The 17,620-nt window shown below is 64.6% G+C and carries 15 protein-coding genes and 3 pseudogenes; 4 read left to right on the top strand and 14 right to left on the bottom strand.

Annotation, left to right across the window (positions count from 1 at the left end):
- Positions 1-50: 50 nt before the first annotated feature.
- The 4 genes from QX126_RS10765 to QX126_RS10750 all read right to left on the bottom strand — a co-directional run bounded on the left by QX126_RS10765 (position 51) and on the right by QX126_RS10750 (position 4,786).
- Complete coding sequence (locus QX126_RS10765) at positions 51-1,145, bottom strand: hypothetical protein (protein ID WP_315737616.1); 1,095 nt, start codon at positions 1,143-1,145, stop codon at positions 51-53.
- A gap of 466 nt (positions 1,146-1,611) precedes the next feature.
- Positions 1,612-2,958 carry a replication-associated recombination protein A gene (locus tag QX126_RS10760; protein ID WP_315780832.1) on the bottom strand — a complete coding sequence of 449 codons (1,347 nt, stop codon included), beginning with the start codon at positions 2,956-2,958 and terminating at the stop codon, positions 1,612-1,614.
- Positions 2,955-4,349: a DegQ family serine endoprotease gene (locus QX126_RS10755; protein ID WP_315780830.1), complete on the bottom strand. Its 1,395-nt coding sequence runs from the start codon at positions 4,347-4,349 to the stop codon at positions 2,955-2,957. The genes QX126_RS10760 and QX126_RS10755 overlap by 4 nt, the downstream gene beginning before the upstream one ends.
- A gap of 59 nt (positions 4,350-4,408) precedes the next feature.
- Positions 4,409-4,786, bottom strand: coding sequence for a helix-turn-helix domain-containing protein (locus tag QX126_RS10750; RefSeq protein WP_315737613.1), 378 nt, complete (start codon positions 4,784-4,786; stop codon positions 4,409-4,411).
- A gap of 117 nt (positions 4,787-4,903) precedes the next feature.
- Between QX126_RS10750 and QX126_RS10745 the strand changes: the two genes are divergently transcribed.
- The 4 genes and pseudogenes from QX126_RS10745 to QX126_RS10730 all read left to right on the top strand — a co-directional run bounded on the left by QX126_RS10745 (position 4,904) and on the right by QX126_RS10730 (position 9,566).
- Positions 4,904-5,920, top strand: a complete 1,017-nt coding sequence (locus QX126_RS10745) for a zinc-binding alcohol dehydrogenase family protein (RefSeq protein ID WP_315780828.1) — start codon at positions 4,904-4,906, stop codon at positions 5,918-5,920.
- A gap of 223 nt (positions 5,921-6,143) precedes the next feature.
- Positions 6,144-7,363, top strand: a pseudogene (gene chrA, locus QX126_RS10740) (chromate efflux transporter).
- 37 nt (positions 7,364-7,400) lie between these two features.
- On the top strand, positions 7,401-7,643 hold the full coding sequence (locus QX126_RS10735; RefSeq protein ID WP_315780827.1) for a hypothetical protein: 243 nt from the start codon (positions 7,401-7,403) through the stop codon (positions 7,641-7,643).
- Between the two features lie 459 nt (positions 7,644-8,102).
- A complete protein-coding gene (locus tag QX126_RS10730) occupies positions 8,103-9,566 on the top strand; it encodes a hypothetical protein (protein WP_315737609.1) in 1,464 nt (487 codons plus the stop codon).
- 261 nt (positions 9,567-9,827) lie between these two features.
- Here QX126_RS10730 and QX126_RS10725 read toward each other — a convergent pair.
- The 10 genes and pseudogenes from QX126_RS10725 to rplO all read right to left on the bottom strand — a co-directional run.
- Positions 9,828-10,514: pseudogene (locus QX126_RS10725) on the bottom strand (chloride channel protein); the annotation flags it as partial.
- A gap of 21 nt (positions 10,515-10,535) precedes the next feature.
- A pseudogene (locus QX126_RS10720) lies at positions 10,536-10,824 on the bottom strand (DUF1330 domain-containing protein).
- Positions 10,825-10,831: 7 nt separating this feature from the next.
- On the bottom strand, positions 10,832-11,626 hold the full coding sequence (locus QX126_RS10715; protein WP_315780825.1) for an SDR family NAD(P)-dependent oxidoreductase: 795 nt from the start codon (positions 11,624-11,626) through the stop codon (positions 10,832-10,834).
- A 238-nt stretch (positions 11,627-11,864) separates the two neighbouring features.
- Positions 11,865-12,278: a 50S ribosomal protein L17 gene (gene rplQ, locus QX126_RS10710; RefSeq protein ID WP_315754213.1), complete on the bottom strand. Its 414-nt coding sequence runs from the start codon at positions 12,276-12,278 to the stop codon at positions 11,865-11,867.
- Between the two features lie 160 nt (positions 12,279-12,438).
- On the bottom strand, positions 12,439-13,470 hold the full coding sequence (locus QX126_RS10705) for a DNA-directed RNA polymerase subunit alpha (RefSeq protein WP_315737606.1): 1,032 nt from the start codon (positions 13,468-13,470) through the stop codon (positions 12,439-12,441).
- A gap of 112 nt (positions 13,471-13,582) precedes the next feature.
- Positions 13,583-13,972, bottom strand: coding sequence for a 30S ribosomal protein S11 (gene rpsK / locus QX126_RS10700; protein WP_012045029.1), 390 nt, complete (start codon positions 13,970-13,972; stop codon positions 13,583-13,585).
- A gap of 129 nt (positions 13,973-14,101) precedes the next feature.
- Positions 14,102-14,470 carry a 30S ribosomal protein S13 gene (gene rpsM / locus QX126_RS10695; protein WP_006611860.1) on the bottom strand — a complete coding sequence of 123 codons (369 nt, stop codon included), beginning with the start codon at positions 14,468-14,470 and terminating at the stop codon, positions 14,102-14,104.
- A gap of 196 nt (positions 14,471-14,666) precedes the next feature.
- Positions 14,667-15,548, bottom strand: coding sequence for an adenylate kinase (locus QX126_RS10690; RefSeq protein ID WP_315780823.1), 882 nt, complete (start codon positions 15,546-15,548; stop codon positions 14,667-14,669).
- Between the two features lie 84 nt (positions 15,549-15,632).
- Complete coding sequence (gene secY, locus QX126_RS10685; RefSeq protein WP_315714557.1) at positions 15,633-16,967, bottom strand: preprotein translocase subunit SecY; 1,335 nt, start codon at positions 16,965-16,967, stop codon at positions 15,633-15,635.
- A 156-nt stretch (positions 16,968-17,123) separates the two neighbouring features.
- A complete protein-coding gene (gene rplO, locus QX126_RS10680; RefSeq protein WP_315737604.1) occupies positions 17,124-17,609 on the bottom strand; it encodes a 50S ribosomal protein L15 in 486 nt (161 codons plus the stop codon).
- Positions 17,610-17,620 lie beyond the last annotated feature (11 nt).

The following is a 17,620-nucleotide window of genomic DNA, read 5'->3' as shown; positions in this document are numbered from 1 at the left end:
GCGCTGCGCGTGCAATTGGAGAGACTGCATTTCCGCTGCAGCGCTTGCGTCTATTTTCCGATCACCGATATGCTGACATTCTTTGGAATGTTGATTGGGTCGTTGGACTGGTTGGCAAAGTCCATGTGCCACCAGGTATTATCTATGAAGACGCTGATTACAGGAAGCGCCCCCGACTGTTTAACGGTGATGTTGTTACCGTTGCTCTGGAAGCTTGTTCCGATGCCGGCATTCACAGTATCGATGGTGCCGCCAGAAGACTTGGCAAGATCGAAGACCTCGGTCTCCTTGTCTCCAATGAATTTGATCTGCGAATGCCAGTTTAAGCGGACCGGTCGTGCCGCACTGGGCACAACGCTCAACGAAACTGCGTAGGTGCCAGCCCTCAACCTGTCGCAAGTCCATGAGAACGAATTGCCTCTAGTCACGGGTCCGGGGTCATCGGTCTGCGTAATAACACACCGGTTGGCGAATTTTTGCTCCGGAGGAATCGGAGGCGGCAAAGGCGTCAGAATCAGCGAATCGGAAAAACCGGCGTTTGCATCGTCGTTGAGCGCCAGCATGGAGGACTTGGCCGGTCTGTCGATGACGATAATTTTTTCACCGGCACTCACCGTTCCCGGCAGGGAGGCGTCCTTCGCCGCGGCACCCATCCATTTCACAGGAAGCGGGTTGGGACTTCCGCCAACCACGCCGTAAACTACACGGAACGACAGGTCGGAATCGGTTGCCTTATCGGGAACAATGTACAAGCCTCGACTCTTCTGCCTGATACATTCCTTGTAAGCATCCGCCGCCTCGGCCCCGAGGCCTGTCCAAGAGATGTTGTGGAATTGCTCCTGCGAAAAACTCTCCGTCGTGCTTGTCTTGTAGCGGTCGATACTCTCACGGAACTGGTCGTAATTTGCGCCCACCGGCACTCCGTATATGACAGCAGATGCACCGGCCGATTCCTTGATCTTGTTATAAGCCTCCTTGTCTACGAACGTCGCCATTCGCCAATCGGACTTGGAAGCATCGATTTTGTTGTAGGTAGAGACGATCAGTGCTGCGTTGCACTCCGACAAGGACGCAGCCGCTGCACTTCCAGCACCGAAAATCACAAGGCTTACAGTGGATGCGACCGCTCCCAGCTTGAATATCATGGCTCGCTCCTGCGGGTATGAATTGTAAAAAAAGCTTTCCTAATGAGAGGAAGCTGCCCTTAAAGAATCGCTTTGTCCAGCTCCGAAAATGAGTTGCGACCGGACAGGGTCTCACAACAACTAGGGCTGCTGTCGAACTGCAGTCCCGCCTTCACAACACTCACCGACAACGCACTTGTTGGGCCAACGAGAAAGATGAGCTGGACGCGCGACGCAAAAATCGGTCTCGGGATTTCAAAAGTAGTCGCCAGAGTCGATGAAGGTGTCAAGCGAAGTCCGAGATCGATCCCGACTGCTAAACCGAAGGCCGCATCGCGACCGCTGCACCCAACGGCAGGCTTGCTGCACTGCGCAAGATGGCGGAAGCTAGAAGAAGGGCCGCGGTACCAGTCTGATTTCTTGCTGGACGGTAAAATCAACGTAGTCCGGCGGAGCAACGATCAACGCCTCTGGAACGAGGCACTATTCAACCGCCCCGCTCCTTCCTCAGCTTCGCCCAATAATCCAGCCGCTTCCTGATCTCGCGCTCGAAGCCGCGTTCGGGCGGGTCGTAGAACTGCTGGCGGCCGAGGCTTTCCGGGAAATAGTCCTGCCCGGAGAACGCATCGGGGGCGTCGTGGTCGTACTGGTAGCCGGCGCCGTAGCCTTCGCCCTGCATCAGCTTGGTCGGCGCGTTGAGGATGTGCTTCGGCGGCAGCAGCGAGCCGCCCTCCTTCGCCACCCGCTTGGCGGCGCCGAAGGCCTTGTAGGCGGCGTTGGATTTCGGCGCGGTCGCGACATAGATCACGGCCTGCGCGATCGCGAGCTCGCCCTCGGGCGAGCCCAGGAAATCATAGGCGTCCTTGGCGGCGTTGGCGATGACCAGCGCCTGGGGATCGGCGAGGCCGATGTCCTCCACCGCCATGCGCACGATGCGGCGCGCCAGGAACAGCGGGTCCTCGCCGGCGTCGAGCATGCGTGCGAAATAGTACAGCGCCGCATCCGGATCGGAGCCGCGCACCGCCTTATGCAGCGCCGAGATCAGGTTGTAGTGGCCGTCGGCCGACTTGTCGTAGATCGGCGCCCGGCGCTGCAGGATCTCCTGCAGTTGCACCGCGTTGAAGATCTCGTCCTTGCGCGCCGAGCGCCAGACTTCCTCGGCGAGCGTCAGCGCCGCGCGACCGTCGCCGTCGGCCATGCGGATCAGCACGGCGCGCGCCTCGTCGTCGAGCGGCAGCTTGCGGCCCTCGACCGCTTCGGCGTTGCTGTAGAGCCGCTCGATTGCGGCGGCGTCGAGCGAGTGGAACACCAGCACGCGCGAACGCGACAACAGAGCGGCGTTGAGCTCGAAGGACGGGTTCTCCGTGGTGGCGCCGACCAGCACGACGGTGCCGTCCTCCATTACCGGCAGGAAGGAATCCTGCTGGGCGCGATTGAACCTGTGCACCTCGTCGACGAAGAGAAGCGTTCCTTGCCCGGTCTCGCGGCGGGCGCGCGCGGCGTCGAACACCTTCTTCAGGTCGGCGACGCCGGAGAACACCGCGGAGATCTGCTCGAAATGCAGCTCGGTGGCATCGGCCAACAGCCGCGCCACCGTGGTCTTGCCGGTGCCGGGCGGGCCCCAGAAGATCAGCGAGCCCAGCGTCCGCGTCTCCAGCATGCGCGTCAGCGCGCCGTCGGGGCCGAGGATGTGATCCTGTCCGACGACGTCGGAGAGCTTGTGGGGGCGCAGCCGCTCCGGCAGCGGCCGCGGCGCATCGTGCTCCATCCCCGCCGCGGCGAAGAGGCTCGGGCCTCTGCTTGGGCCTCCCTGCTGGGGACGTTTCGGACTCATCCGCCGAGCGTGACGTTGATCTGCTGGCCGCCGCGCAGCACGGTGATGCGCCAGATGCGGGCGGACTCCCGCGACGCCTTGTCGAGATCGGCGGTCTTGGCGATCTTCTGGTTGTTCACGGCCATGATGACGTCGCCCTTCTGGAAGCCGACATTGGCGGCCGTTGTGCCGTCGCCCGGCTCGAGAATGACGACGCCCTCGGTGTCGGCATCGAGGTGCAGCTCGTCGGCCACCGCCGGCGAGATGTTGGCGACCTTCGCGCCCTGGAACGGCGAGCGGCCGTTGATGACCATCTCGTTGCGCCCGGTGTCCGGTGCGGTCTCCAGCGCGACCGCGACCTTCACCGGCTTGCCGCCGCGCTGCACCTCGATCTGCGCGGAGCCGCCGAGCGGCCGCGTGGCGAAGCGGTAGTCGAAGGCGTTGGGATCATCGACGGTCTGGCCATCGATCGACACGATCAGGTCCGACGACTTGATGCCCGCCTTCGCCGCCGGGCTGTTCGGGACCACCGAGGCGACCAGCGCGCCGGTCGGCGAGCGCAGGCCCAGGCTCTCGGCGATCTCGGGCGTCACCGCCTGCAGCCGCGCGCCGAGCCAGGGGCGCTTCACTGCCTTGCCGCCGCTCTTGGCCGAGGCCACGACGACGCGCACCATGTTCGCAGGAATGGCAAAGCCGATGCCCTGCGAGCCGCCGGATTTGGAGTAGATCGCGGTGTTGATGCCGACCAGACGGCCGTTGATATCGACCAACGCACCGCCGGAATTGCCGGGATTGATCGCGGCATCGGTCTGGATGAAGAACTGATAGTCGGTGATGCCGACCTGCGTGCGCGCCAGCGCCGAGACGATGCCGTGCGTCACGGTCTGGCCGACGCCGAACGGATTGCCGATCGCCAGCACGATATCGCCGACCAGCAGATCGTCGGAATTGGCGAGGTCGAGCGTGACGAACGACTCGCGCGTTCCCTTCAGCTTGAGCACAGCAAGGTCGGTGCGGCTGTCCTTCAGCACGATCTCGGCCTCGAATTCGCGCTTGTCGGACAGCGACACCTTCACCTCGTCGGCGCCCTCGATGACGTGCACGTTGGTGACGACGAGACCCGACTGATCGATCATCACGCCCGAGCCGAGCGAGCGCTGCATCTGCTCCTGCGGTCCGCCCTGCAGGCCGAAGAAGCGGCGGAAGATGGGATCGTCGAGGAAGGGATTGCGGTTCTGCACCACCTTGGCGGCGTAAACGTTGACGACTGCCGGCTGCACCCGCTGCACGATCGGCGCATAGGACAGCCGGAGCTCGGCCTGGGACTGCGGCACGCGCCGGTCCTGGGCCGCGAGCGGAGAGGCGGCCAGCAGGGACAGCAGCAGGACCACGGAAGTGCGAATCAACGTCATGCAAAGAATCCCGGACAATGAGGACTTCGATATAGGCGGAACGGCGGGTGCGGCCAAGCTCAGGCGGTCTGATGCGGCGCTTTGATGGTCTCCGCAACGGGTGCGCAGGACAGCCGTTCCTGGTGCCGCTCGCCCCAGCTTCTGAGAACCTCGATCACCGGCCGCAGGCTCTCGCCGACCTCGGACAGGCTGTATTCGACGCGCGGCGGCACCTCGGCATAGACCTTGCGGACGACCAGCCCGTCGTCCTCGAGCGCCCGCAGCTGCTTGGTCAACATGCGCTGAGTGATGCCGGGCATCAGCCGGCGCAGCTCGCCGAAGCGCTGGCTGCCACCCTGCAGGTGGTAGAGGATCACGCCCTTCCACTTGCCGTCGATCAGGTCGAGCGTGGCTTCGACCGCGCAGCCGGGACGGCGGGTGAAATTCTTCCGTTTCATCGCGTTTTGGCCCAATAGTATCCAAATGGGGACTAGTTCCCCATTTTTACAGTACTTGCTGAAGTGATGCCAGCAGGACAAACAGATCCTATTGCCAAGCCAACCAGGAGGCTGTTCATGAAGGCCGTCGGATACCAGCAGTCGCTGCCCATCACCGAGGACCGCGCGCTGTTCGATTTCGAGACCGCCAAACCCGAGCCGAAGGGACGCGACATCCGCGTCGCCGTGAAAGCGGTCTCGGTCAATCCGGTCGACACCAAGGTGCGCAAGCGCGCCGCACCGCCCGCCGGCGAAACCAAGATCCTGGGCTATGACGCCGCCGGCGTGGTCGAGGCTATCGGCCCGGACGTGAGCCTGTTCAAGCCCGGTGACGAGGTGTTCTACGCCGGCTCGATCCTGCGCCAGGGCACCAATGCCGAATTCCATCTGGTCGACGAGCGCATCGTCGGCCGCAAGCCGAAGAGCCTGTCGTTCGCCGAAGCCGCCGCCCTGCCCCTGACCTCGATCACGGCCTGGGAGCTCTTGTTCGACCGGCTCGGCGCAATCCCCGGCAAGAGCCTCGACGACCGCACTTTGCTGATCACGGGCGCCGCCGGCGGCGTCGGCTCGATCCTGATCCAGCTCGCGCGCCGGCTCACCGGGCTGACCGTGCTCGCCACGGCGACGCGACCGGAGTCGCGCGACTGGTGCCTGAAGCTCGGCGCCCATGCCGTGATCGATCATGGCAAGCCGATGAAAGAGCAGATCGACGCGCTGAAGCTGCCGCCGGTCGCGCTCATCGCGAGCCTCACCCACAGCGACCAGCACTACAAGGCAATCGCCGACTTCATGACGCCGCAGGGCAAGTTCGGCCTGATCGACGATCCCGCCGAGTTCTCGCTCGCCGCCTTCAAGGGCAAGGCGATCTCGATCCACTGGGAATCGATGTTCACGCGCTCCTCGTTCACGACCCCGGACATGATCGCCCAGCACAATCTGCTCAACGACGTGTCCGACCTGATCGACAAGGGCGTGATCCGCACCACCCTTGGCGACAATTACGGCACCATCAACGCGGCCAACCTCAAGCGCGCGCACGCGTTGATCGAGAGCAACACCTCCCGCGGCAAGATCGTGCTGGAGGGATGGAGCTAACTAGCAGGCAACAATGGGCAAAGGCGCACAGGCGGTCTCCTCGCGCGAGATCGCGGGGGCGCCGTGCCCACCATTCCACCGATCGAAAGCATGAGATGGCCAGCAGCCGACGCGCGGTCCGATCAGCGGCCATGAGCGATTGAGACTGGCCGACGGTCCCGTTTCCCCTTAACGAAAGCCGATAGGAACCTCCTCGCGACTGGAACGAACGTCCGTGAGCAGCCTGAAGTCCGCGACCAACCCGCCCGCCGATCACGGCGGGCGCTCCGGATCTCCGCTCGAGGTTCTGCGGATCTTCCTCACGCTCGGCCTGACCTGCTTCGGCGGTCCGATCGCCCATATCGGCTATTTCCGCGACGAGTTCGTCGTCAGGCGGAAGTGGATCGACGAGCATGCCTATGCCGATCTGGTCGGGCTGTGCCAGTTCCTGCCCGGCCCCGCCAGCAGCCAGGTCGGCTTCTCCATCGGGCTGATGCGCGCCGGCTATCTCGGCGCGCTCGCCGCCTGGACCGGCTTCACCCTGCCGTCGGCCGCCATGCTCGTCCTGTTCGCCTATGGTGCGGGCCGATTGAGCGGACCGGTCGGCAGCGGCCTGCTGCACGGGCTGAAGCTGACCGCGGTCGCCATCGTCGCGCAGGCGGTCTGGGGCATGGCGCGCTCGCTCTGTCCCGACCGTGCGCGCGCCTCGATCGCGGTCGCCGCAACGCTCATCATCCTATTCAGCACCGCCTCGCTCGCCCAGATCGGAGCGATCGTTCTCGGCGGACTCGCCGGTCTGTGGCTCTGCCGCGGCGAGGCGGCGCCGTCCGGACACGTCGCGATCCCGGTGTCGCGGACCGTGGGGCTGGTTGCGCTCGCCATGTTCGTCGTCCTGTTGGCGGGACTTCCGCTGCTGCGCGGCGTGACGGGATCGACCGGCATCGCCTTGTTCGATGCCTTCTATCGCTCGGGCGCGCTCGTGTTCGGCGGTGGGCACGTCGTGCTTCCGCTGCTGCGCGAGGCCTTCGTCGGACCTGGCTGGCTGAGCGACGACGCCTTTCTCGCCGGCTACGGCGCCGCGCAGGCCGTACCGGGCCCGCTCTTCACCTTCGCCGCCTATCTCGGCACGTGGTGGCTCCCGAGCCGCACGGGATCATCGGGGCTGCGCTTGGTCTCCTGGGCATCTTCCTGCCTGGCATGCTTGTCCTGCTCGCCGCGCTGCCGTTCTGGGACTCGTTCCGCAAACGCGCCGGCGCCCAGGCCATGATGCGGGGGGTCAACGCTGCGGTGGTCGGTGTGCTGGGAGCGGCCCTGTACGACCCGGTCTGGACAACCACCATCCACAACGCCGCGGATTTTGGCATCGCCCTGATCGGCTTCGTCCTGCTGGTCGCATGGCGCGCGCCGCCGCTCGTCGTGGTCGCGTTCAGCGCCGCTGCCGGCGTCACGGTCGCGCTGGTGTGAGCGGCGCCGCCGTCGCATCACATGGTGGCAAAGCGCCGTGCGCGGCGGCGCCTTGCCACCAGCGAACCGCCGTGCGCGGCTAATTGTGCTTCTTCCAGAATATGCGCGCGCCCTGCACGGATTGCGCGACGTTGATGCGGGCACGCTCGAACGGCGTCACCACGCCGTCCACCTTGGTCTTGTTTTCCAGCTTCTGGACGTGGATCTGACCGCGGACGAGCTGTTGCGCCTCCAGATAGGTCAGCCGTCCGCTCGCGATGCCGTTGTAGATGCGATGTGACTGGTTGTGCTGACGCGCATCAATCAGCGGCGTGCCGCAAGGCTTGCGCCCGATGTCAGCACGAGCAGCAACGCAGAGGCCATGATGGACTTCATTTCACTCTCCTGTGGTTGTCGTCCACTGGCGTGAAGACCTCATTGTTCGCACTTCTCCAGCGAACGGCCGCCAGGATGCGCGCGATCAGCGGTGTCGGCCGTGCCCGCGCCCACACTGCAGCCCCTGTCGGCAGGTGAAGACGAACGCCGTCGCATCGACGGTCCGGCAGAGCCGCATTTCACGCCGCGAGGCGCCTCCGAAAAAAAAACGCGGGTTGCGTGAGCTACCGGTCTTGCAAATCTCACCTTTGGGTGCATGTTCGCCGCGCACTACTTTTGAATGAATCATTTTCAGCAATCATTTGCGACGCATGGCGGCGAGACCTTCGGCCCATCCCAGCGCGCACATCAATGGAGACCGGCCATGAAGACGATTCAGTGGCTCATGCTCACTTTCGCGACGACCATCACCGCAAGCGGCCTTGCCGGCGCCTTCAGCCCGGCCAGCGCCGCCCCTCCACCGCCGGCGAAGAACTGCCCGGCCTTCGGCTGGTCGGAGGGACTGGGTAATTATCTCAAGCCGGACGCCGCCTTCCCCACCTCCGACACCAAGACCATCCCGACGCCGGACTGCAATTTCCATCAATGGTCGTGGGAGGCGTTCGTCTGGGCGACGGCGCTGGTGAAGGATTCGGGCTCCGGCGCCGCCGTCCCGCGGTTCATGACCTTGGCGACGCCCGACGAGTTGCTCGGCAACGCCGAGAATGCCGGCGCACCACGGCCGCGCCCGCTGACGCTGGCGGCCCGTGCCCAGGTCTTCCACGGCACGGCCGGCTTCACCGAAGGCGCCGGCGCCATCGTCGAAGCCGACGGCAACATGCTGGTCGCGCAGAACGGCTATCCCGTCTACGCCTCGGTTCACATGAACCAGAGCTATTTCAGCACGGCGCGCAAGAACCTGATCGCGACCGGTGGCTACCAGAGCCAGCCGGCGGATTCCTCCTTCGCCGTTGGCGATGCGGTGTTCAAGGCGACGTGGCTGCGGCTCGACCCCGGGCAGGCACCGCCTGCGGGCGCCTATACGACCCAGGCGCAGGTGCCGGTGCTGGAGAACAACATCACCCCCGGCCTGATCACGATCCGCCCGGTGCCCGGCAAATTCGTCACCGTGACCGTGGCGCTGATCGGCCTGCACGTGGTCGGCTACACCGAGAACCACCCCGAATTCCTGTGGGGCACGTTCGAGCTGAAGAACAACTCGCCGCAGACGCCGGACAACACCTTTGCGCCATCGGCGAGCCGCTCGGATCCGAAGAGCTACACGCTCTACAAGGGCCGCACGCCGTTCTCACAGGTCAACATCCCGGCTCTGCCCGGCGCCAACCGGCCGCAACTGCGGCTCGATCCGGCGACCCAGAAGCTCACACCGGTGAGCAACGTCGTGCTCGAGAACCAGACCGGCGGCGAGAACCAGCCCAATGGCGTCGGCAACATCTTCGCGATCACGGCGCAAGCCCAGGGCTTTCTCTCCGGCCTGAAAGGCCCGCAATCGACGTTCGCGAACTACGCCCTCGACGGCACGGTCTGGATGCTCCCCAACTCGTATAATCTGAACAGCAACCAGACCAGCGCGGTCGGCTCGGTCAATCTCGCCAACGCCACCGCCGAGACCTTCGTGCAGAACGCCGACAACACGCCGATCAAGAACGTGCTGAATTGCTTCCTGTGCCACAACCCGACGTCCTATTCGTTCCAGACGCCGCCGCCGGCCAAGCTGCCGAACCGGCTGATCGCGCTGAGCCACGTGCTGTCGATCGGCTCACCCTACGAGGTGCCGAACTCGATCTCCGGCCGGCTCCTGATGCGGCCAGATCCGTTCAGGAAGTAGAGCGACGAACCTTGCGCGGCGGCGCCGGCAACGGGGCCGCCGACGGTCATTTCGAACTGATGGCAGATCCCAGGATCTGCCATCAAGCGATTGAACCGACGCCGGTTATCGGCGCGCTCCGAACACTGTGGATGAGCGCGAGGTCAGGACGGCGCGGCAAACCGCTTCGGTCCTTGCGCTGCCTCAGCCTTTGTCTCAGCTCTGGCGACGAAGCCCTTGGCGAGGGCGTGGTAGAGCCCCTCCTCGCAGATGAGACGCGAGGTCGATACCCTTGCCGAGCGCGAGCGGCGTCGTGCCGAAATAGGCGTAGTTGCCCATCAAGGCCAGCGAGGTCAGGCCCGCGGCGATCACGGTGGCGATGACGAGACTCGAGGTCCGCGTCTCGCAGGCGCGGCTCATCTCCTCGATGCCGAACACGATGCCGGCGAGCGGCATGTTGAAGGCGGCCGCGACCCCAGCGGCGGCGCGCCAGCCAGGATCAGGCCGGGCTGGCGGCGCGGCGACAGCCGGCCCAGCGCGAACATGATGGAGGCGCCGACCTGCACCGTCGGACCCTCGCGGCCGACCGAGCCGCCACAGAGCAGTCCGAGCAAGGTCAAAAGCACCTTGCCGATGGCGATGCGGATCGACACCAGCGGGCTGCGCGCTTGTATCCGTCAGGTGCCGTGCGGCGATCGCCTGCGGAATGCCTCTGCCTTGCGCATTGGGGAAGTAGCGCTGGGTCAGATAGACCGACAGCGCGAAGCCGGCGGGCGTCACCACCAGGGACGCGTAGCGCGATTTCGACAGCAGCCAGTTGAAGGCGAGCTGGGCCAAGTCGGCGAGCTCCGCCAGCGCCACCGCCGCGGCGCCTACCACCAGGCCGCCGGCCACGAACAGCACCCGCCGCTGCCACCGCGCCGAGGTCAGCTTGAGCCAACGCTTGCGGCGGGGGGTGATGGTCAGCATGAGCGCAACGGAGTCCGTTCTCTACGCAGGTGCAGCACCCTCGACGAAAATCAGCCGACGGTCCAGCGCCTTCCAGCGCTCGCCCAGAGCTTCGGCGTATTCGGCCGACGCATACCATTCGCGCAGCCGCGCCATCGACGGAAACTCCACGATGATGAGGGTCTTGGCGGGCGGGCCGCCTTCGACCGTCTCGGCGGCCCCGCCCCGGACCAGATAGCGCCCGCCGTATTGCGCGATCGAGCCCGCCGCGCGGGTGCGATAGCGCTCCATCGCCGCGCACCTCGACCTCGGAGATGACGTAAGCCGCCATGGCGGCCTCAGGCGATGGTGTCGAGGATACCGCCTTCGGCGCGCAGCGCGGCGCCGTTGGTGGCGGAGGCCTGCGGCGAGGCGGCGTAGACGACCATGTTGGCGATCTCATCGACGCCGGCGAAGCGCTGCAGCAGCGAGGCCGGCCGGTGCTGCTTGACGAAAGACGAGGCCGCCTCCTCCTCCGACTGCCCGTTCTGGCGGGCGAGATCCTTGACGAAGGTCTCGACGCCTTCCGACATCGTCGGTCCCGGCAGCACCGCATTGACGGTCACGCCGGTGCCGCGGGTCAGTTTGGCGAGGCCGCGGGAGACCGCGAGCTGCGCGGTTTTGGTCATGCCGTAATGGATCATCTCGGTCGGGATGTTCACCGCCGACTCCGAGGAGATGAAGATGATGCGCCCCCAGTTGCGCTTCAGCATGCCCTGCATGTAGGCGCGCGCCAAGCGCACGCCGGACATGACGTTGACCTCGAAGAAGCGGCTCCAGTCCTCGTCGGGAATGTCGAAGAAGTCCTTTGGCTCGAAGATGCCGGCATTGTTGACGAGGATATCGACCTCGGGAAGCGCCGTGACGATGGCGTTGCAGCCTTGGATCTGAGCGACATCGCCGGCGACGCCGCGCAGCTTGGCTGCTGGGACCAGCTGCTTGAGCTTGGCGACCGCCTCATCGACACGGGCTCGGCTGCGACCATTGATGACGACCTCCGCGCCGGACGCGGCAAGCCCCTTGGCGATGGCAAAGCCGATGCCGGCGGTCGAACCGGTGACGAGGGCGGTCTTTCCCGAGAGGTCGATGTGCATGAGCAGCTCTCCGTTGTGCCGAAGGAACGGATGTGGGGCGTCCTCGCGCCAACGCAACGCGCTACATGCAACGCTGATCCCTTCTGATCGATCGTAGCCCGGATGAGCGAAGCGATATCCGGGGCCACACGAGCTGTGCAGGCGAACCCGGATGTCGCTTTGCTCAGCCGGGCTACGGATCCTCAAAATAAAAACGGCGCCCGAAGGCGCCGTTTTGAAACTCGGATCGGAACGACGCTTACGCGGCTTCCGAGGTCTCCTGCACCGGACCGGAGTCCAGGCCCTTGGCATCGACGTCGCGGTCGACGAACTCGATCACGGCCATCGCGGCGTTGTCGCCGTAGCGGAAGCCGGCCTTGATGATGCGGGTGTAGCCGCCGTTGCGGTCCTTGTAGCGCGGCGCCAGGACGTCGAACAGCTTCTTGACCTGGTCGACATCGCGCATCTCCGCGATCGCCTGGCGGCGCAGCGCCAAGCCGCCCTTCTTGCCGAGCGTGACGAGCTTCTCGACGATCGGCCTGAGCTCCTTGGCCTTCGGCAGCGTGGTGACGATCTGCTCGTGCTTGATCAGCGCGGCGCACATGTTGGCGAACATCGCCTTGCGATGCTCGGCGGTGCGGTTGAGCTTCCGATGAACCTTGCCGTGACGCATTGTCTTAGTCCTTCATTTCAATCTGCCGCGACGGTTCGTCGGACATGTTGCTCAGGTGGGCTGCCTGCGTTCGCCCAGAAGTGCGAGTAGCGAATGGCGAGTAGCGAATAGTTCTTCCTATTCGCCACTTCCTACTCGCTATTCGCCACTCCCTATTCGCTCAGTAATGATCTTCGAAGCGCTTGGCCAGCTCGTCGATGTTCTCCGGCGGCCAGCCCGGCACTTCCATGCCGAGATGCAGACCCATCTGGGCCAGCACTTCCTTGATCTCGTTCAGCGACTTGCGGCCGAAGTTCGGGGTGCGCAGCATCTCTGCTTCCGACTTCTGCACGAGGTCGCCGATGTAGACGATGTTGTCGTTCTTCAGGCAGTTCGCCGAACGCACCGACAGCTCGAGCTCGTCCACCTTCTTGAGGAAGGCCGGGTTGAAGGCGAGGTCCGGGATGATCTCCTGGGCGACTTCCTTGCGCGGCTCTTCGAAGTTGACGAAGACGTTGAGCTGGTCCTGCAGGATGCGGGCGGCATAGGCCACCGCATCCTCCGGCGTGATCGCGCCGTTGGTCTCGATCGTCATGGTCAGCTTGTCGTAGTCGAGGATCTGGCCCTCGCGGGTGTTCTCGACCTTGTAGGAGACTTTGCGGACCGGAGAGAACAGGCTGTCGACCGGGATCAGGCCGATCGGCGCGTCCTCGGGGCGGTTGCGATCGGCGGCGACATAGCCCTTGCCGGTCGCGACCGTGAACTCCATGCGGATCTCGGCACCCTCGTCCAGGGTGCAGAGCTGCAGGTCGGGGTTCAGAACGACGATGTCGCCGACGGTCTGGATGTCACCGGCGGTGACCGCGCCCGGGCCCTGCTTCTTCACGACCATCCGCTTCGGGCCTTCGCCCTGCATCTTGATCGAGATGTCCTTGATGTTCAGCACGATGTCGGTCACGTCCTCGCGGACACCGGCGATCGAGGAGAACTCGTGCAGCACGCCGTCGATGTGCACCGACTGCACAGCGGCGCCCTGCAGCGACGACAGCAGGATGCGGCGCAGCGCATTGCCGAGCGTCTGGCCGAAACCGCGCTCCAGCGGCTCGGCAACCACGGTGGCGAAACGGGTCGCGTCGGAGCCCGGCGTGACCTGGAGCTTGTTCGGCCGAATCAATTCTTGCCAATTCTTCTGGATCGTCACTGTTTCACCCATGGGCCAGTCATGGGATCTGACTGACTGGCGTTGGAGAACCGCGCTTCAGATCGCGGCAGTCGAAATGTCTCAAAAGCACGACGAGGCGGACATGCTGTCCGCCTCTTTCAGATTAGACGCGCCGACGCTTGCGCGGACGGCAACCATTGTGCGGGATCGTCGTCACGTCGCGGATCGAGGTGACGGTGAAGCCCGCAGCCTGCAGCGCGCGCAGCGCCGATTCGCGGCCAGAGCCAGGGCCGGCAACCTCGACCTCGAGGGTGCGCATGCCATGTTCCTGGGCCTTCTTGGACACGTCCTCCGCCGCGACCTGCGCGGCATACGGGGTCGACTTGCGCGATCCCTTGAAACCCATCGTACCGGCGGACGACCAGGCAATGGTGTTGCCCTGCGCGTCGGTGATGGTGATGGTGGTGTTGTTGAACGATGAATTCACATGAGCGACGCCGGAGGCGATGTTCTTGCGCTCGCGACGGCGGACACGTGTGGCTTCCTTGGCCATATAAGTACCCTTCTTGAGATCTCAACGCCGCCGTAATGCCAGCGGCTACACCAGAAACGCGAATGGTGAATAGCGAGTAGCGAATAGGGATTTCCCCTACTCGCCATCCGCTATTCGCAACTCGCGAAATTACTTCTTCTTGCCGGCGATCGCCTTGGCCGGCCCCTTGCGCGTGCGCGCATTGGTGTGGGTGCGCTGACCACGCACCGGCAGGCCGCGGCGATGACGCAGGCCGCGATAGCAGCCAAGGTCCATCAGCCGCTTGATGTTGATGCCGGTCTCGCGACGGAGGTCGCCCTCGACGACGTAGTCACGGTCGATGATCTCGCGGATCTGCAGGACTTCCTGGTCGCTCAGTTGGTTGACGCGGCGATCTTCCGCGATCTTCACCTTCTCCACGATCTCACCCGCGATCTTCGGGCCGATGCCATGGATGTACTGGAGCGCGATCAGGACGCGCTTGTTGGTCGGGATGTTGACACCGGCAATACGGGCCACGGACTTCTCTCCTGTCACCGATCCCAGGACGGACCGGCCTTCATTCTCGCTATCTCGGGCAGGTGTCCGCAAACGCGAACAAGACGCCCACCCCTCGATTCGTGGGGCCCGGCATCTCTGGGAAAACCATCCGACTTTGATGCGGGCTTATTAATGGATTCACACGGCGGTCGTCAACCGCCCCTACAAGATTCGATCACCTCGCCGCACGCTTTTTTGCAGCCTTTGCAGAGGTTTTGCGGGTTCCCCTGGTGGCCTTGGCGGCGGGCCTGGCAGCCTTCTTCGAAGCCTTGGAGGCCTTCTTCGGCGTCGTCTTGACTGCCTTTCTTGCGGTCTTGGCGGACTTCTTGACTGCCTTTTTCGCCGGTGCGGCTGCCTTAGGAGCCTTTTTGGCAGCCTTCTTGGCCGATTTTGCCGGCCCCGTCTTGCCCGGTGCCTTGGCGCTGCGCTTGGCCGGGCTCGCCTTCTTGGCCGCCCGGTTACCGCCGGTCTTGCCAACGGCGGCCAGGATCCGACCGATCTCCTCGGTCACCTGCTCGATCGGCATCATGCCGTCGACGGTCGCCAGCATCCGATGGTCGGAATAATAGTGGATCAGGGGTGCGGTCTGGTCGCGGTAGCTGGCCAGGCGCTTGGTGAGGACCTCCGGCGTGTCATCGGCCCGAACAGCTTCGCCGCGCGCGCGGGTCTCGGCGGCCCGGCGCTCGACGCGCTCAAGCAGCACACCTTCATTGACGCGGAGTTCGATCACCGCGTCGAGCTTCATCTGCTTCTGCTTCAACAGCGCATCCAGCGCCTCGGCCTGCGGCACCGTGCGCGGGAAGCCATCGAGGATGAAACCATTGGCCGCGTCGGGCTGCTCGATCCGGTCCGCGATGATGCCGACCACGACCTCGTCCGGGACCAGACCGCCCGCCGCCATGATGTCCTTGGCCTTCAGCCCGATCGGCGTCTGCGCCGCCACCGCGGCGCGCAGCATGTCACCGGTCGACAGCTGGACGATGCCATACTGCTGCACGAGGCGCTGCGCCTGCGTTCCCTTGCCCGAGCCGGGCGGTCCCAGAAGAATGAGTCTCATCGAATTTCGCCCCCCGGCACACGGTGAGCGACCCTCCCGCACACCTTGTTCTTGGCTTTGTGGTTCCCGGGCCGCGATCCGCCGCTATCCGCGGCGGCGCCCCCGCAGCTTCGACTTCCTGATCAGCCCCTCATATTGATGGGCGAGCAGATAACCCTGAACCTGCGCCACGGTATCCATCGTAACGCTGACCACGATCAGAAGCGAAGTGCCACCAAAGTAGAACGGGACGGAAGCGTAGGAAATCAGAATTTCCGGGATCAGACACACGATCGCCAGATAGATGGCGCCGAGCACGGTGATCCGCGACAGCACGTAATCGATATATTCCGCGGTGCGCTCGCCCGGCCTGATGCCGGGGATGAATCCGCCGTGCTTCTTGAGGTTGTCCGCGGTCTCGGTCGGGTTGAACACGATCGCGGTGTAGAAGAAGGCAAAGAACAGGATCAGCGCCAGATACAGCACCAGGAACAGCGGCCGGCCATGACCGAGCTGCGTCGTGATCCACTGGAACCACTCGGGTCCCTTGCCGGCGTTGAAATTGGCGACCGTGGTCGGCAGCAGCAGCAGCGACGAGGCGAAGATCGGCGGGATCACGCCCGAGGTGTTCAGCTTGAGCGGCAGATGCGAGGACTGGCCCTCGAACATCTTGTTGCCGACCTGGCGCTTCGGATACTGGATCAGGAGCCGGCGCTGGGCGCGCTCCACGAACACGATGAAGGCGATCACGGCAACTGCCATCACGATGACAATCAGGATCAGGCCGGTCGACAGCGCGCCCTGACGTCCGAGCTCGAGCATGTTGGCGAGCGCCGAGGGCAGCTCGGCCACGATGCCGGACAGGATGATCAGCGAGATGCCGTTGCCGATGCCGCGCGAGGTGATCTGCTCGCCCAGCCACATCAGGAACATGGTGCCGCCGGTCAGCGTGATCGCAGTGGAGAGGCGGAAGAACAGGCCGGGATCGGCAACGACGTTGCCCGCGCCTTCGAGGCCGACGGCGATGCCGTACGACTGCACCGCGGCGAGAATCACCGTCAGATAGCGGGTGTACTGATTCAGCATCTTGCGGCCAGCCTCACCCTCTTTCTTGAGGGCTTCGAGCTGGGGCGAGACGGTGGTGAGCAACTGAATGATGATCGATGCCGAGATGTACGGCATGATGTTCAGCGCAAAGATCGCCATGCGGTGAATGCCGCCGCCGGCGAACATGTTGAACATGCCGAGAATGCCGCCGGCCTGGGTCCGGAACACCGAGTCCCAGATGTTCGGATCGATGCCTGGCAGCGGAATGTAGGTGCCGAGGCGGTAGACCAGCAGCGCACCGAGGGTGAACCAGATGCGCTTCTTCAGCTCATCGGCCTTCGCGAGCGCGCCGAAATTGAGGTTTGCCGCCAGTTGTTCCGCTGCTGAGGCCATGTCTAGCTTTCTCCCGCCGCCCTTCTTCACCGCATTGGGCCCCGCGAGGGCTCGCAGGGCCGGGCAGACGCCGGATATTATCTGGTGCGCGGGCGCGTTCTGTCCATTGCCCTGCCCTATCCGGCATGCGCCGGAGGCAGGGCAATGACGCAGATGTTACGCAGCCTCGCCTTCGTCCTTGGCTGGCGCCAGGAGCTTGACGGTGCCGCCGGCCTTCTCGACCGCCGCGATCGCCGACTTCGAGGCGCCATGCACCTCGATGTTGATCTTCGCAGTGAGCTCGCCACGGCCGAGCAGACGCACGCCGTCCTTCGGCCGCCGCAGCGCGCCCGACTTCACCAGCGCCTCGGCGTTGATCACGCTGCCGGCGTCGAGCTTCTTGGCGTCGATCGCCTGCTGGATCCGGTCGAGATTGATCTCGACGAAATCGAGCGCGAAGATGTTGTTGAAGCCGCGCTTCGGCAGACGGCGATGCATCGGCATCTGACCGCCTTCGAAGCCCTTGATGCGCACGCCGGAGCGCGCGGTCTGGCCCTTGCCGCCACGGCCCGAGGTCTTGCCCTTGCCGGAGCCGATGCCGCGGCCGACGCGCATGCGCTTCTTACGCGCGCCGGCGTTGTCGGCGATATCGCTGAGCTTCATCGCCCTTCTCC

The organism is Bradyrhizobium sp. SZCCHNPS1003 (genome assembly GCF_032381555.1).
Taxonomy (GTDB): domain Bacteria; phylum Pseudomonadota; class Alphaproteobacteria; order Rhizobiales; family Xanthobacteraceae; genus Bradyrhizobium.
This window is presented reverse-complemented; position numbering and strand designations above follow the sequence as displayed.